Source organism: Arthrobacter sp. MYb221 (assembly GCF_002979835.1).
Taxonomy (GTDB): domain Bacteria; phylum Actinomycetota; class Actinomycetes; order Actinomycetales; family Micrococcaceae; genus Glutamicibacter.
Genome location: NZ_PCPW01000007.1, coordinates 23,970 through 39,167, shown reverse-complemented (window position 1 = coordinate 39,167; position 15,198 = coordinate 23,970). Strand labels below are relative to the sequence as shown.

15 protein-coding genes are annotated in these 15,198 nt (G+C 61.9%); 13 read left to right on the top strand and 2 right to left on the bottom strand.

All coding sequences use genetic code 11. The features are described from left to right. Nucleotides 1-29 precede the first annotated feature (29 nt). The 7 genes from CQ015_RS10090 (at nucleotide 30) to CQ015_RS10060 (ending at nucleotide 5,280) form a co-directional block, all read left to right on the top strand. A complete protein-coding gene (locus CQ015_RS10090; protein ID WP_105553202.1) occupies nucleotides 30-470 on the top strand; it encodes a DoxX family protein in 441 nt (146 codons plus the stop codon). A 188-nt stretch (nucleotides 471-658) separates the two neighbouring features. Further along, nucleotides 659-1,645, top strand: coding sequence for a 1,2-phenylacetyl-CoA epoxidase subunit PaaA (paaA, locus tag CQ015_RS10085; RefSeq protein ID WP_105568720.1), 987 nt, complete (start codon nucleotides 659-661; stop codon nucleotides 1,643-1,645). A 1-nt stretch (nucleotide 1,646) separates the two neighbouring features. Beyond that, on the top strand, nucleotides 1,647-1,937 hold the full coding sequence (paaB, locus tag CQ015_RS10080; protein WP_096283458.1) for a 1,2-phenylacetyl-CoA epoxidase subunit PaaB: 291 nt from the start codon (nucleotides 1,647-1,649) through the stop codon (nucleotides 1,935-1,937). Continuing rightward, nucleotides 1,934-2,794, top strand: coding sequence for a 1,2-phenylacetyl-CoA epoxidase subunit PaaC (gene paaC, locus CQ015_RS10075; protein WP_105650049.1), 861 nt, complete (start codon nucleotides 1,934-1,936; stop codon nucleotides 2,792-2,794). The genes paaB and paaC overlap by 4 nt, the downstream gene beginning before the upstream one ends. Nucleotides 2,795-2,829: 35 nt before the next feature. After that, a complete protein-coding gene (gene paaD / locus CQ015_RS10070; protein WP_105650048.1) occupies nucleotides 2,830-3,327 on the top strand; it encodes a 1,2-phenylacetyl-CoA epoxidase subunit PaaD in 498 nt (165 codons plus the stop codon). Next, entirely contained in the window at nucleotides 3,324-4,484 is a 1,161-nt protein-coding gene (paaE, locus tag CQ015_RS10065; RefSeq protein WP_105553198.1) for a 1,2-phenylacetyl-CoA epoxidase subunit PaaE, read from the top strand. The genes paaD and paaE overlap by 4 nt, the downstream gene beginning before the upstream one ends. Before the next feature lie 10 nt (nucleotides 4,485-4,494). Next, entirely contained in the window at nucleotides 4,495-5,280 is a 786-nt protein-coding gene (locus CQ015_RS10060) for an enoyl-CoA hydratase/isomerase family protein (protein ID WP_105650047.1), read from the top strand. Nucleotides 5,281-5,338: 58 nt separating this feature from the next. On the opposite strand, the gene CQ015_RS10055 is transcribed toward CQ015_RS10060, so the two are convergent. Further along, a complete protein-coding gene (locus CQ015_RS10055; RefSeq protein WP_105553196.1) occupies nucleotides 5,339-5,791 on the bottom strand; it encodes an Lrp/AsnC family transcriptional regulator in 453 nt (150 codons plus the stop codon). 223 nt (nucleotides 5,792-6,014) lie between these two features. On the opposite strand from CQ015_RS10055, the gene pdhA reads away from it, so the two are divergent. The 4 genes from pdhA (at nucleotide 6,015) to CQ015_RS10035 (ending at nucleotide 10,891) form a co-directional block, all read left to right on the top strand. Further along, nucleotides 6,015-7,178, top strand: coding sequence for a pyruvate dehydrogenase (acetyl-transferring) E1 component subunit alpha (gene pdhA / locus CQ015_RS10050; RefSeq protein ID WP_105568724.1), 1,164 nt, complete (start codon nucleotides 6,015-6,017; stop codon nucleotides 7,176-7,178). A gap of 2 nt (nucleotides 7,179-7,180) precedes the next feature. After that, on the top strand, nucleotides 7,181-8,263 hold the full coding sequence (locus CQ015_RS10045; protein WP_105650046.1) for an alpha-ketoacid dehydrogenase subunit beta: 1,083 nt from the start codon (nucleotides 7,181-7,183) through the stop codon (nucleotides 8,261-8,263). Beyond that, nucleotides 8,264-9,664, top strand: coding sequence for a dihydrolipoamide acetyltransferase family protein (locus CQ015_RS10040; RefSeq protein WP_105650045.1), 1,401 nt, complete (start codon nucleotides 8,264-8,266; stop codon nucleotides 9,662-9,664). A gap of 261 nt (nucleotides 9,665-9,925) precedes the next feature. Next, nucleotides 9,926-10,891 carry a hypothetical protein gene (locus CQ015_RS10035; protein ID WP_105568726.1) on the top strand — a complete coding sequence of 322 codons (966 nt, stop codon included), beginning with the start codon at nucleotides 9,926-9,928 and terminating at the stop codon, nucleotides 10,889-10,891. A gap of 62 nt (nucleotides 10,892-10,953) precedes the next feature. On the opposite strand, the gene CQ015_RS10030 is transcribed toward CQ015_RS10035, so the two are convergent. Continuing rightward, the gene (locus CQ015_RS10030) at nucleotides 10,954-11,817 is read right to left on the bottom strand and encodes a phosphatase PAP2 family protein (RefSeq protein ID WP_105650044.1); all 864 of its coding nucleotides are present in this window, start codon (nucleotides 11,815-11,817) and stop codon (nucleotides 10,954-10,956) included. Nucleotides 11,818-11,897: 80 nt separating this feature from the next. Here CQ015_RS10030 and CQ015_RS10025 point away from each other — a divergent pair, with 80 nt between their 5' ends. Together CQ015_RS10025 and CQ015_RS10020 are read left to right on the top strand one after the other, a co-directional pair. Then, on the top strand, nucleotides 11,898-12,905 hold the full coding sequence (locus tag CQ015_RS10025) for an o-succinylbenzoate synthase (RefSeq protein ID WP_105568727.1): 1,008 nt from the start codon (nucleotides 11,898-11,900) through the stop codon (nucleotides 12,903-12,905). Nucleotides 12,906-13,018: 113 nt separating this feature from the next. Continuing rightward, complete coding sequence (locus CQ015_RS10020; RefSeq protein ID WP_105650043.1) at nucleotides 13,019-15,142, top strand: PhoX family phosphatase; 2,124 nt, start codon at nucleotides 13,019-13,021, stop codon at nucleotides 15,140-15,142. Nucleotides 15,143-15,198 lie beyond the last annotated feature (56 nt).

Below are 15,198 nucleotides of genomic sequence, written 5' to 3'. Positions count from 1 at the left end.
TTCGGATCAACCCACTAGGAGTCGCCCATATGAATAACCTCATCGACAACCCGCGCCTGCAGGTCATTGCCCAAACGATGCTGCGCCTTGCCTTTGGCTTCCTCTTCCTAGCTCACGGCTGGCAGAAGTACTTCCAGTACACCTTGGAGGGCACCACGGCGTCCTTTGACCAGATGGGAATTCCGGCCGCCGGAATTATCGCACCGGTCGCCGCGACCCTGGAGATCGTCGGTGGCGCAGCCTTGATCCTCGGCCTGCTGACCCGCGTGTTCGCAGGCTTGCTGGGTGCGCAAATGGTCGTTGCGCTATTCATGGTTCACATTCCAGGTGGCGTCTTCGTGGAGAACGGCGGCTTTGAGCTGGTGCTGGCGTTGGCCGCCGGCGCCCTTGCGCTGTTCCTCGTGGGACCGGGCCGCGTATCGGTTGATGCGTTGATCTTCAAGAACAAGAAGGCCGCCGTAAACGCATAACCGGCAGCCGCACGACCCTCAAATGCCCCAGGCGATGCCTGGGGCATTTTTGTGCCCGCGGGCCCGGTTCGCGGTCATTACCTTCAAGTGTGACGCCGCATCGCGGCGTTGCTGTTGACGTGATCGAGCGCACTCTCATATACTGAACGAACGGTCAGTATGTAAATTGAATTTCAGTGAGGTGAACCATGGCCCCGACCACACCGCAGGAGCCGGGACTGAGTGCCGTCCCAAGCTATGAAGAGCAGCAATCACAGGCGCGCTTCGACGCCCTAATTAACGACGATTCCCGTGTTGAACCTCGTGACTGGATGCCAGAGCCCTACCGCAAGACATTAACCCGTCAGGTGTCCCAGCACGCTCACTCCGAAATCATTGGCATGCAGCCAGAGGCCAACTGGATTACGCGCGCCCCTTCGTTGAAGCGCAAGTCGATTCTGATGGCGAAGGTCCAGGACGAGGCCGGCCACGGGCTGTACCTGTACTCCGCGGCAGAAACCCTGGGCACCGACCGTGACGAGCTGAACGACCAGCTGCTGACCGGACGCGCCAAATACTCCTCGATTTTCAACTACCCGGCACGCACCTGGGCCGACATGGGTGCCATCGGTTGGCTCGTCGATGGTGCTGCAATCGCCAACCAGGTGCCGCTATGCCGTGCCTCCTATGGCCCATACGGACGCGCAATGGTGCGCATCTGCAAGGAAGAATCCTTCCACCAGCGCCAGGGATTCGAAATCCTGCTCTCCCTCTCCCGCGGCACCGAGGCACAGAAGAAGATGGCGCAAGAGGCCATCAACCGCTTCTACGAGCCGTCGCTGATGATGTTCGGTCCACCGGATGACCAGTCGCCGAACTCCGCCCAATCCATGGCCTGGAAGATCAAGCGCTTCTCCAACGATGAACTGCGCCAGCGCTTCGTGGGAATGATCGAAGAACAGGTGAAGGTGCTGGGCATGACCCTGCCGGATCCGGACCTGCACTTCGATGAAGAGAAAAAACAGTGGATCCACAAGGATCTGAACTGGGACGAATTCATGAACGTCATCAAGGGCAATGGTCCAGCCAACGCCCAGCGGCTTGAACATCGCCGCAAGGCCCACCGCGAAGGTGCCTGGGTCCGTGAAGCCGCTACCGCATACGCCGCAAAGCAAGAACAAAGTGAGGTTGCCTAGCATGAGCCAAAAGAGCAATTGGCCCCTGTGGGAAGTATTCGTCCGTTCCTCCCGCGGACTCTCGCATGTGCACGCCGGATCGCTGCATGCCCCGGATAAGGAAATGGCGCTGCGCAACGCACGGGATCTGTACACCCGGCGCAACGAAGGCATTTCCCTCTGGGTGGTGCTTTCCACCGATATCATCACCTCCGACCCGGACAGCAAGGACGCGTTCTTCGAGTCGCCGCAGGGCAAGGACTACCGCCACGCCACCTACTACAAGGCAAGCGAAGGGGTGAAGCACCTGTGAACCACGAAGAACTCGATGCTTCGCTCGATAGCTTCGGCGACGCGCTGGCCTCGGCCACCCGCGTCACGCCGGGCAACGCGCTGCGTCCGGAAGATATCGCGGTGGCAGGAGCCAAGCCAAGCGACGAAGTCGCCCAGTATGCCCTGCACCTCGGTGATGACGCGCTGATCCTCGCCCAGCGGCTTTCGCACTGGATCTCCCGTGCTCCGGAAATCGAGGAAGACATTGCCTTGGGCAATATTGCCCTCGATGTCCTTGGCCATGCCCGTTCGTTCCTGACCTATGCCGGTTTGGCGTGGGATAAGACCGAAGACGATCTGGCCTATTGGCGCGAGGAAGAGGAATTCACCTCGCTGCAGATCGTGGAACAGCCAAATGGCCATTTTGGCGTCACCATCATGCGCCAGCTCATCGTCTCGATCTACCAGCACCTGCTCTACAGCCGATTGCTGGAATCCGCGGATGAAACCATCGCGGCGATCTGCGCCAAGGCGGTCAAGGAAGTTGACTACCACCGGGACCACGCCATCGCCTGGACCATCCGCTTGGGACAGGGAACCGAGGAATCGGCCGAAAAGATGCGCCACGCGCTGGAGATCCTTTGGCCTTACACCGGAGAGATGTTCCAGGACGAAGAGATGCACAGCGAACTAGGCGATGTGGCGGTTCTCCCGTCCTCGCTGCGCGAAGCATGGGACGCCGAGATCACCTCCGTCCTCGCCGAAGCCGGGCTAGAAATACCGAAGTCGGGATTGGCGATGGCGCATGGACGCGCCGGAGAGCATTCCGAGCATATGGGCTACATTCTGGCCGAGATGCAAGTTCTTGCCCGCAAGCACCCCGGTGCGAGCTGGTAACCGATTCCCTAATCCGTTTGAAGGGAGCAACAGTCTTGAGCAGTGCAATAACCAGTGCAGAAGAACTCTATGGCGTTGCCGCCAAGGTCAACGATCCAGAAATCCCGGTGCTTTCCATCGCGGATCTGGGCATCTTGCGCGAGGTCAACGCCAATGCGGACGGCAGCGTGCAGGTGGTGATCACCCCGACCTATTCCGGTTGCCCGGCCATGGACGTGATTACCGAAGATCTGTACCTGGCCTTCCGCGCGGTGGGCATCGAGAAGGTCGACGTGAAGCTGGTACTGACCCCGGCCTGGTCGACCGACTGGATGACCGATGATGGGAAGCGCAAACTCGAAGAGTATGGAATTGCCCCGCCGACCGGTACCGGACATAGCGGGCGCGTCACCGTGGGCATGAGCGTCAAGTGCCCACGGTGCCATTCCTTGAATACCCGAGAGCTCGCGCGCTTCGCGTCGACTTCGTGCAAGGCGTTGTACTCCTGCAAAGACTGTTTAGAACCCTTCGACTATTTCAAGGTGCTTTCATGAGCGAACAAACTACCCCCACCCGTCGTCGGGCCACTTTCCACCGCCTGACGGTCGCCGAGGTGCGCCGGCTGACCAAGGATTCCATCGAGGTCAGCTTCGCGATTCCGGCAGAGCTTTCGAGCGACTTCGATTACTTGGCAGGCCAGTACGTCGCGCTGCGCAAAGAACTGCCAAACGCCGAAGGCGAGCTAGTTGAGGTTCGCCGCTCCTACTCGATCTGCGCGGCACCGACCGGAGAGCTGATCAAGGTCGCAATCAAGCGCGACCTTGGCGGTCAGTTCTCCACCTGGGCCAACGAAGAACTTGTCGCCGGAGACCAGATCGATGTGATGAGTCCTACCGGAGCGTTTATTTCGAAGCACAAGCTCACCGAAATGAACGATCCAAGCTCGGTGGATACCGTGAACCAGGACCAGTTCGTGGCCGTGGCCGCAGGCAGCGGGATTACCCCGGTGTTGGCGATTGCACGCACCATTCTCGAAGCGAACGAAAATACCCGATTCGATTTGATCTACGCCAATAAGGCAGCCATGGACGTCATGTTCCTGGAGGAGCTGGCAGATCTAAAAGATCGCTACCCGGCACGCCTGGCATTGCACCACGTGCTGAGCCGCGAACAGCGTATTTCCCCATTGCTCTCCGGACGTATCGATGCCGAGAAGCTTTCGGCCTTGCTCACTAACGTATTACAGGCGCCGAAGGTCGACGAATGGTTCCTCTGCGGTCCATTCGAGCTGGTTCAGATGGTTCGCGATCAGCTCACCGAGCTGGAAGTCCCGAGCGAAAAGGTGCGCTTCGAGTTGTTCACCACCGGTGAGCCGAATCGTCCGCAGGGCCATGTGGGACGGCCAGTGCTTGTCGATGAAAACGAGAAGAGCATCGAAATCAGCTTCACCCTCGATGGTTTGCAGGGCGAGGTGAAGTCCCCGGTACGGGCCAACGAAACCGTGCTCAATGCGGCTCTGCGAGTTCGCCAGGACGTTCCCTTCGCCTGCGCCGGCGGAGTCTGCGGCACCTGCCGTGCCAAGGTCACTTCGGGAACCGTGACCATGGCGGAGAACTACGCGCTGGAACCGGAAGAGGTGGAAGCCGGCTACGTGCTGACCTGCCAGTCGCACCCAACCAGCGACAAGCTCAGCGTCAACTTCGACTCCTAGGGGATAAGCCATGATCGAGCTAAGCATTGACCAGGGCGTTGCCCGCATGGTGCTCAACGCACCGAAGAAGATGAATTCTTTGGACCCGGCCGCTCTGCATGAGCTCTCCGAGGCCTACGACCAGGCAGCCGCCGGGGTGGCCGAGGGAACGGTACGTGCGCTGGTGCTCACCGGCGAAGGCCGCGGATTCTGCGCGGGCCGCGATATTTCCGGAGTCAACCCGGCCGATGACGACGTTATGGGGTACCTGGATGGCCAGGTTCAGCCGTTGCTGGAGAAGATGTCCAGCTTCCCGGCTCCCACCTTCGCCATCGTGCAAGGCGCCTGCCTGGGTGTTGGGCTGGGGCTCGCGGTAGCCACCGACGTAGTGTATGTCGCGGAGAATGCGAAGATCGGTTCGCCGTTCGCAAATCTCGGCGCAACCCTCGACTCCGGCGGGCACTGGCTGCTCACCGAGCGTTTGGGAGCCCACCGCACGCTCGACATGATCTATACCGCCGAGCTGATTTCCGGTGCTGAGGCCGTGCGTTCGGGACTATTTTCTCGCGCGTTCCCGGCCGAGGAACTGATCGAACGCAGCGAAGAGATCATCTCGAAGGTGGCCCACGGCGCGACCCAAGCCTTTGTCGCATCCAAGGCGCTCGTTGCCGAGATCCGCGATCAGCGGGTAGGCCTCTGGGCCTCCATGCGCACCGAAAACAAGGCGCAGGCGGCGCTGTGCGACACCAGCGACTATGCCGAAGGGTTCAAAGCCTTCCAGGAGAAGCGGCCACCGGTCTTTACTGGCGGCAATTAAACGGCGCAAAGCGGGCGGAACAGTAAATACTGTTCCGCCCGCTTTTTGCTGTCCGCGCTTAGCGGGTATCGGAATCCTCGAAGATCAACAAGGTCTGGGTATCCAGCACCGTAGGCAAGGATTGCAGATGTTCAAAAACCACGCGTCGCAGATCTAAATTGTCTTTGGCCCGGACCAGCAGAATCACATCGAAATTTCCGCCGACCAGACCGATATGATGCACCTCGGGAATCGAGGCGAGATGGTCGCGCAGCTCGCGCCAGGAGTGCTGGCGCAATTTCAGGGTCACATATGCGCTGGCCTTTAATCCCGCTTTCACCGGATCAATCACGGCGGTATATCGGGTAATGACCCCCGCATCTTGCAGCTTTGCGATACGTGAATAGGCATGGGCCCGGGAAACGTGAACGCGCTGCGCCACCGTCGTCACCGATTGCCGCCCGTCGCTGGTGAGCTCGGCCAGGATCGCTCGGTCAACATCGTCCAGCTTCAGCTCCGCATCCGCGGCCATTTCTTCTCCTTGCAGGGGCAGGACGAGTATCCGCCAAACCCATTTTGTTCGTACTAATCGTCTACAAGTATACGGATCTTCAGCGCAACTTTCTACGATTCAACTCCGGAGTGGATACAAATTGATCGTCCTGCGCATAATTGATTGCAAATGATGTTTGGGTGAGTTGAGTCACAAGGCGTGGTTTCTTGAGGCCCAACCAGAGAACGAAAGGCGGGATGGCATGAGCACCGAAGCTCACGAAGATCGCATCTCCGAAGTCAGTAAGAAGTTCGGGATTACCCCCGAAGATTACATGCTGCCAGCACGGCACATGATTAATCTTCTGGATCCGGATGGAACGCTGCGCGAGCAGAGCGACCAAGGCACCGAGCCGGGGCACGAGTACCCGCTGCCGAGCCCCGCCGAGCTCATGGACGCATATTCTGCCCTCGCCGTTGGCCGCCGCGTAAACGACCAGAACTCGGCCCTCGTCCGCCAGGGCCGCATGGCCGTGTACCCCTCGAGCCACGGACAGGAAGCCTGCCAAGTGGCCGCCTCCCTGTGCCTCGAAGCCGGCGACTGGCTGTTCCCGACCTACCGCGACACCGTCGCCGTGCTCACCAAGGGCGTAGCCCCGATGGAGGTTATGACCAGCTTCCGCGGTGAATGGCACTGCGGCTACGATCCCAAGGCCTACAACTGCGCGCCGATGTCCACCCCGCTGACCACCCAGCTGCTGCACGCGGTCGGCGTGGCCCACGCGGCGAAGCTGCGCGGGGAAAACACCGTGGTGGTCGCCATGTGCGGCGACGGTGCCACCAGCGAGGGCGACTTCCACGAGGCGCTGAACTTCGCCGCGGTCTTCAAGCTTCCGGTGATCTTCTTCGTGCAGAACAACAAGTACGCCATCTCCGTGCCGCTCGCGCAGCAGTCGGCCGCACCCTCCTTGGCGCACAAGGCCGTCGGCTACGGCATGGCGGGCGAGCGGGTAGACGGCAACGACCTGATGGCGCTGATGGCCGTGATGGGACGCGCGGTCCGGCTGGCCCGCGAAGGCAACGGCCCATTGCTGATCGAGGCGCACACCTACCGCATGCAGGCCCACACCAATGCCGACGATGACAAGCGCTACCGCGAGGACGCCGAGGTCAAGGGCTGGATCGCTAAGGACCCGGTGACGCGCATGCAGGCCTACCTCGACGATGCCGGACTGCTCACCGAGGCGGCGCAGGCGAAGATCACCGAGCGCGCCGAGTCGGTCGCGAAGAAGCTGCGCGACGGCATGAACCAGGACGCCGATACCCCGCCGAGCGAATTGTTCGAACACGTATTTGCTTCCAAAACCACCCAGCTGGCCGAGCAGCAGGCGCTGCTGGCCGACGAACTAGCCCGCGAGGAGGCCTAGCCATGACCGCCACGACATCACGGGTGAACCCGAACGTCAGCGATGCAACCGCACGCGCAGCCGCCCAGGCAGCCAACGAAAACCAGCCGGTCACCTTCGGCAAGGCGCTGAACACCGCGCTTGCCGACGCGCTGGTGGCCAACGACTCCGTGGTCATCTTCGGCGAGGACGTGGGAACCCTGGGCGGGGTCTTCCGCATCACCGACGGGCTGACCGAACGCTTCGGCACCGACCGCTGCTTCGACACCCCGCTGGCCGAATCCGGCATCGTCGGCATGGCCATCGGCATGGCCATCAACGAGATGCGCCCGGTGATCGAAATGCAGTTCGACGCCTTCGCCTACCCGGCCTTCGAGCAGATCGCCTCGCATGTGGCCAAGATGCACAACCGCACCCGCGGAAACGTGGAGCTGCCGATGGTTATCCGCATCCCCTATGCCGGCGGCGTGGGCGGCGTGGAGCACCACTGCGATTCCTCCGAGGCGTACTACGCGCACACCCCGGGCCTGAAGGTCTTCACCCCGGCCACCGTCAAGGACGCCTACCTGATGCTGCGCGAGGCGATCGACTCGCCGGACCCGGTCGTGTTCTTCGAACCCAAGAAGCTCTACTGGTCCAAGGAGCAGGTGGACCTCGCGGCGCTGTCCGCCGAGTACGAAGCCAAGCGTGGGGCACGCACCGAAGGCAGCGCGCGGATCGCGCGTGCCGGCTCCGACGCCACGCTGATCACCTACGGGCCGAGCGTGTCCACCGCCATGGAAGCGGCTAAGCTCGCCGCCGAGGAGGGCATCAGCCTCGAAGTCATCGACATCCGCACCATCGTGCCCTTCGACGACGAGACCGTCTGCGCCTCGGTACGCAAAACCGGACGCGCTATCGTGGTGGCCGAAGCCCAAGGTTTCGTCTCCGTAGCCAGCGAAATCGTGGCCCGCGTCCAGGAACGTTGTTTCCACTCCTTGGCCGCCCCGGTATTGCGCGTGACCGGTTTTGACATCCCTTATCCGGCACCAACCTTGGAGAAATACAACCTGCCAAGTGCCGAGCGCATCCTCGATGCGGTAGATCAACTTCAGTGGGAGGCATAAATGAGCGTCAAGACTTTTCTCCTACCCGATTTGGGTGAAGGGCTGACCGAAGCAGAACTTGTTCGCTGGATGGTTGCCGCCGGCGACTCGGTGGCCGTGGACCAGCCCATCGCCGAGGTGGAAACCGCCAAGTCATTGGTGGAGATCCCCTCGCCTTTCGAGGGCGTAGTTTCCACCTTGCACGGCGAGGCCGGCCAGATGATGCTGGTTGATGAGCCGTTCTTCTCGGTGAACACCGGGGGAGACGAAGCAGCCCCGGCCGAGGAGCCAGCTGCCGGGGCGCAGAGCTACCTCGAGGAGGAGCTTGCCGGAACGCAGGCGCCGGCGGAGGAAGACGAAGGCAGCGGCAACGTCCTGATCGGATACGGAACCGGTGCCGCCAAGACCGGTGCCAGCCGCCGCCGTCGCCCGCGCAACGGGATCACCACGGCAGCGGCGTCCAGCGAAACGACGTCGGTGGCAACACGGGTTATCAATCCGCTGGTGCGCAAGCTCGCTCGCGAAAACTCCGTGGATATCAACCAGGTGCGCGGAACCGGAGCCGACGGGCTGATTCTGCGCAGCGATGTGCAGTCGCTCATCGGCCAGGGCGCAGCTGCTGCCGATTCGCCTGCTGCGGCCAAGCAGGAGCAGGCCAAGCCTGCCCAGGGCTCGGCAGCACAGCCGGCCTCCTCGGATGCCGATTCGCGCACCGGCTTGCCGGTGGCCAGCTCGCAGGTGCTTACCGGCGTGCGCCGGACCATCGCCAACGCGATGGCTACCTCACGCCGAGAAATTCCCGAAGCCACCGTGTGGGTGGACGTGGATGTCACCAAGCTGTTGAAGCTTCGCGGCAAGCTCAAGGAAGCGCAGGGCAGTGCGCCAAGCATGCTCGCGATGATCTCACGCTTCGCCGTCGCCGGCCTGGCTCGCTTCCCGGCGATGAACAGCCGCATCGACACCGAAGCCGATGGCTCGTTGCGCCATACCGTGTTCGACGGGGTGAACCTTGGTTTCGCCGCGCAGACCGATCGCGGTTTGGTCGTGCCGAACGTGCGCGGTGCAGATAAGCTCAACGCCGGAGAACTCTCGGCAGAGTTCGCCCGCCTCGCTGCCCTGGCCCGTGAGGGCAAGGCGCAGGTCAGCGATCTGTCCGGCAGCACATTCACGATAAACAACTATGGCGTGTTCAACGTCGATGGCTCGGCCGCGATCATCAACTACCCAGAAGCGGCAATTATGGGCATTGGCCGGGTCGTCGAAAAACCGTGGGTGGTCAACGGAAAGGTCAAGGTTCGCTCGATCTGCGAGATGACCTTGAGCTTCGACCACCGGGTGTGCGACGGCGGAACGGCCGCAGGGTTCCTGCGTTTCGTTGCGGATGCGATGACCGATCCGAAGGCGGCCCTGACAGCGCTGTAGGGAAGATCAACCAATAGCTATCGCCCGGCCCCGTGCCGGGCGATAGCTATTTGCCGGCCAAGCACCAAAATGATTCGCAACCATAAGAATTATTTGCAAGCCATAAAGCGTTTACTAGAATGATTTACATACTTCGGCGAGGCATTCTGGGCATTAAAAATCGACATGCTCCAGCCGAGCGCCAACCCCAGTGAATAGGATGCGATCATTTCAACATCACGCTTTGAGGTCAAACACCGTTCGCTGGTCACGCTCCTGCTGGTGCTGCCGCTCCTGGCGGTGTTGGGAACGAGACTGGTCTTGGGCGAGAGCCTGCCGGCGATTACCGCCACCCACTGGTCCGGAAGTTCATACCCCGACGGCTTCACCGACACCCGGGTCTTTGTGGCGGTGTGCTTGAGCCTCGCCATCGGCGGAGGGCTGCTGGGTTTCCTCTCGCTAGCGTTGGCCAGCAAGCCGATGCTGCATATTGCGTTACTGTTCCTCGGCGCCTTGGCAGCGTGGACCAGCGCCGGCCTGTTCGTAGTCTGCGCCGTGCCTACGGCACTAGCAGGGGATCCCACCCAGGCAGTGAGCGGCGGGCTGACCTTTGTCGGTGTGCTCGCTTCGCTCATTGGCCTGCTGCCGGTCTGGATTGCCGGGGTATACCAGCAATTCGCGCGCGAACACCAGGAACAGCGCCGCCGTCGCGTAGCCCAAGCCCAGGGGCGCACGGTGGATGAACCGGTGATGCCCGAACCGGAAACTGCCGCCGAGAACTTCAACCAGAAAGCCAGCGCCCCGTGGGGGTTCTGGCTGCTGGGACTATTCCCGCTGGTGATGGGTATCCTCATGCTGACCGTGATGAAGGGCGATGACGGTTCCGAAAGCCTCATGCTGCTGGTCGCCGGATCGATCTTTGTGCTGCTGCTGACCCCATTGATTCTCGGAGTCTGCCTGGTGCGCGTGCGAATCCACGACGATAAATTCCGGGTCTCCTCGGCCATCTTCGGATTCCCGCTGCGCACCCTTGACCTGGAGCAGATCAAGGAAGTGCACAGCGAAGAAATTTCTCCAACGCTGTGGGGCGGTTGGGGCTGGCGATTCTTCCCCGGAGGATCTGCCGTGGTGCTTCGCAAGAGCGAGGGGCTGGCATTTGAACTGCACAACGGCAAACGCTTCGCGGTCACCGTACCCGAGTCGCAACGCGCGTCCGCGATCTTGCAGGCAAAAATGCAGCAAGCCTGATCGGCTGCAGCGCAAGAGTCCAATGTGGTTAGATAGACCGTGCTCCGGCGCGGCGGGGCCGCCTAGTTCTGCAGCTGGCGCGTCGGACCCAGGATTACCGAGCGCAGGCACAGCCCGGCGATGAGCGAAACCGCAGTCACATGGACCAATCCGAGGATCGCATAGGCGATCAGCAGCGCTTCGGGGATGCGCTGGATGTGCGGGTGCGGCAGCAGGACCGAGGCAGCCAAAACCAGAAACCAGATCACCAGGCAGCCAATCCCGGTCTTACGGGACCACGCCGATTCTGAAACGACCGGGGCCAGCGGTTGGATGCGCTGCAGGATGGCGCTTGCCAGCACCAGCCAGAACGCCACGATGAGGAATCCTCCGGCGATATCGCTGGGCCTGTGCCATCCGCAAATCAGCGTAGCGAGCCCCGTGGCGGTCGCAAAGATCCAGGCGATAGGTTGCACCACCGGACGGAGCTTTGGCGGCGAAATGAGATACATCAGCCCCATGGCTGCCGCGGCGGCCGTGGTGTGTCCGGACGGGAATGAATTGCCAGCCGTGCCGAAATTGAAGTCGGGCCGTCCCAAGAGCAGATGTTTGAGTATTTGGGTGCTCAGCAACGCCGCGGCCACCGCCGCGACGGCAAGGGCCGCGCGCAGGAAACTACGATCCCGAATCACTCGGTAGAGTAGGAAAATCCCTGAAATTCCGGCGCAGATCCACGGCAGGAGATTCAAGAATTCGCGCACCGGGTCAAGTATTTCCGTGCGCGGCCACCACTGGGTCCACCCCACGAAGGCAGCCTGATCGGCCCATTGCCCTACGCGAAGCTGAACGAAGAACAAATATTCGACGGCAAATAGTCCGGCGAGCAGCACCAAAGCCCACCACCAGCGAAGGTGGCGAGGGGCAAGGAGGAATGACCGCGGACTCATGACTCTAGAATCTCACATTTTGGCCGACCAGCCCTATCGCCGATGCCTGTAAGCCTAGACACTATCGATAGTCTAGGCTTATGAATTTTGCCCTGCCTCCGGTGGAAGAACTGATAACGAATGCGCACGTGGTGCGTTTACCCATGCGGGTTAAATTCCGCGGGGTGACCGAGCGTGAAGCCTTGCTGATTCAGGGGTCGGCCGGCTGGGGGGAATTCTCCGCCTTCCTCGAATATGGTCCGCCAGAGGCCTCGCGCTGGCTTGCCGCGGCCATCGAAGCCGCCTATCAGCCCTTCCCGCCGGCCCTGCGCTCCAGCATCCCGGTGAATGCGACGCTTCCGGCGGTGGCCGCGAACCAGGTGAGCCGCGTCCTTGCAAACTACGATGCACCGCACACCATCAAGATCAAGGTCGCCGAGAAGGGCCAGAGCCTGGAAGATGACATTGCCCGGGTCGCGAAGACCCGCCAGCTCTTCCCGGAGGCCGCCTTGCGCGTCGATGCGAATGCCGGCTGGGGGATCGAGGAAGCTATCACCGCGCTCCTTGCCCTTGCGGAATACGACCTGCAGTACGCCGAACAGCCGGTTCCCGGAATTACCGGGCTGGCCCAGGTCCGCGAACGGCTGCGCGCCCGCGGAGTAGAGCTGAAAATCGCCGCCGACGAGGCCGTGCGCAAGCATACCGATCCGCTCGAAGTCGCCCGCCTGGGCGCAGCGGACCTGATGGTCATCAAGGCCCAACCCCTGGGCGGTATCAAGACGGTACTGGAAATCGCCGCCAAGTCAGGGCTGGACGTGGTGGTCTCCAGTGCCCTGGACACCTCCGTGGGGCTGGCGCAGGCCGCCGCCCTGGCTGCGGCCCTGCCGGAGCTTCCCTACGCCTGCGGGCTGTCCACCGGCTCGCTATTCACCGACGACGTGACATCGAAGCCGTTGCTGGCCACCGCCGGTCAATTGCCGGTTCGACCAGTGGAGCCGGAAGCTGAGAAATTGCACAAGCTGCGGGTCGCCGCGCCACGCAGAATTTGGTGGGAACAACGACTCCGTGACTGCTACGCGTATCTGGAGCAGCCAGAAAATCGCTCCTGACAGGTGTTTACGCGCAGTTAACCTGCGCGACGGCAACAGCTCACCTCTTGATGAAAAGCTCAACTAGTTCGTTCCCCTGAACTTGAGCCAAAGAATGAGGAAGTGCCGTAGTTATGAATCCCATCCGAACCCTGTTGCCAATGCTGGGCCACACCCGCGGCGGACGTTCCGCAGCTACCTGCCACTTCAAATGCGGCGACGCTTGCGTTAAGCCAGAGTGCAACACCTCGGGTAATAGCTACTTCAAGGACATCGCCGACCAGGCCCTCTCCCGCCGCAACGTGCTGGGCCTAGGCGCAGTCGGCGCCTCGGCGCTGGTTATCGGCCCACAGCTGCTGGGCGCCCCGGGCGCCATGGCCGCACCGCTGGTAGAGACCGGCCGCGGCAAGGGCGGCCACCTGAAATTCGAAGCCATCGAACCGGTTTCGCGTTCCGTGGACAATATGAGCGTCCCCGAAGGCTATGACTGGCACGCGATCATCCGTTGGGGCGATCCGCTATTCAAGTCGAGCCCGGAATTCGACGCCACGAAGCAGTCCGCCAAGGCCCAGGATCTGCAGTTCGGCTACAACTGCGACTACCTGGACATCATCGCCGATAAGTATTCCGGACGCACCGGCGTGCTGGTGGCCAACCACGAGTACTCCAACGAAGACATGATGTTCGATGCCCAGTGGTTTGCCGAGAACACCGACGAGGCCCGCCGCATCGCGATGAGCTCCCACGGCCTGAGCGTCGTGGAGATCAAGCGCAAGAAGAACGACAAGCGTTGGACCTACGTGGTCGGCGGGGAACGCAACCGCCGCATCACCGCAAATACCCCATTCGCCGTTACCGGTCCCGCCGCCGGCAGCGAGCTGCTGCAGACCGTCGCGGACCCGACCGGCAAGCTGGTGCTCGGCACGCTGAACAACTGCGCCGGCGGAACCACCCCGTGGGGCACCGTGCTGTCCGGCGAAGAGAACTTCGACCAGTACTTCCAGGGCCGCGGAACCGCCGAGGAATCCCGCTACGGCATCGGCACCAGCGCTTCGGGCCGCGGCTGGGAGCACACCGATCCACGCTTCGGCCTGAACAACGCGGGCTACGAAAATGAGGCAAACCGTTTCGGCTGGATCGTTGAGATCGACCCGCAGAACCCGAACTCCACCCCCGTCAAGCACACCAGCCTGGGCCGTTTCAAGCACGAGGGCGCTACCGTGCGCGTGGCGAAGAACGGCAAGGCCGTGGCCTACTCGGGCGATGACTCGCGATTCGAATACATCTACAAGTTCGTTTCGAAGGACACCTACCGCAAGAACGATCGCCAGCACAATATGTCCCTGCTCAACGAGGGTGACCTATACGTGGCCAAATTCTCCGGAAACTCCCCGGTTTCCGAATTTGACGGCAGCGGCCAGGTCCCAACGGACGGCGCGTTCGACGGCACCGGCCAGTGGCTGCCGCTGGTGCGCAACGGCGAGTCGATGGTCGAAGGCATGAGCCTCGACGAGGTTTTGGTTTACACCCGCTTGGCTGCGGACAAGGTCGGCGCCACGAAGATGGACCGTCCAGAAGATGTCGAGCCGAGCCCGGTATCGGGCAAGGTGTACGTGGCACTGACCAATAACACCGACCGCGGCAAGGCCGGCAAGGAAGGCGCCACCGAGCAGAACCCGCGTATCGCGAACCGCGACGGCCACGTGCTGGAAATGACCGAAGCCGGGAACGACGCAACCAGCACCCGTTTCACCTGGAACATCTTGCTGGTCGCCGGAGACCCGCGGGTCAATTCCTCGACCTACTTCTCCGGGTACCCGACCGACAAGGTCTCGCCGATTTCTTGCCCGGACAACCTCGCCTTCGACTCGGCCGGTAACCTGTGGATCTCCACCGATGGCGCACCAGGGGTCATCGGCCTGTCTGACGCGTTGCACAAGGTCAGCCTGCACGGCAAGGATCGCGGACGGGTCGAGCAGTTCCTGGCCGTGCCAACCGGTGCAGAGACCTGCGGCCCGGTGGTGCACGACAAGGACAACTCGGTCTTCGTCTCGGTCCAGCACCCGGGCGAGGGCGGCAGCTTCGCGCAGCCGACCTCCCTCTTCCCGGACTTCATCAATTCCGCAGATTCGGTCGGGAAGGGCCAGTTCTACGGCCCGCGCCCATCCGTAGTCCAGGTTTTCAAGCAGGGCAACGGCAACGGAAACAACGGAAATGGAAACGGCAACGGCAAAGGAAACGGCAAGAACAAAGACTAGTCTTCAGTCTTAGCCGACCCTAGACCCCGGTGAGGGCGACTCAGTGCAGCACTGAG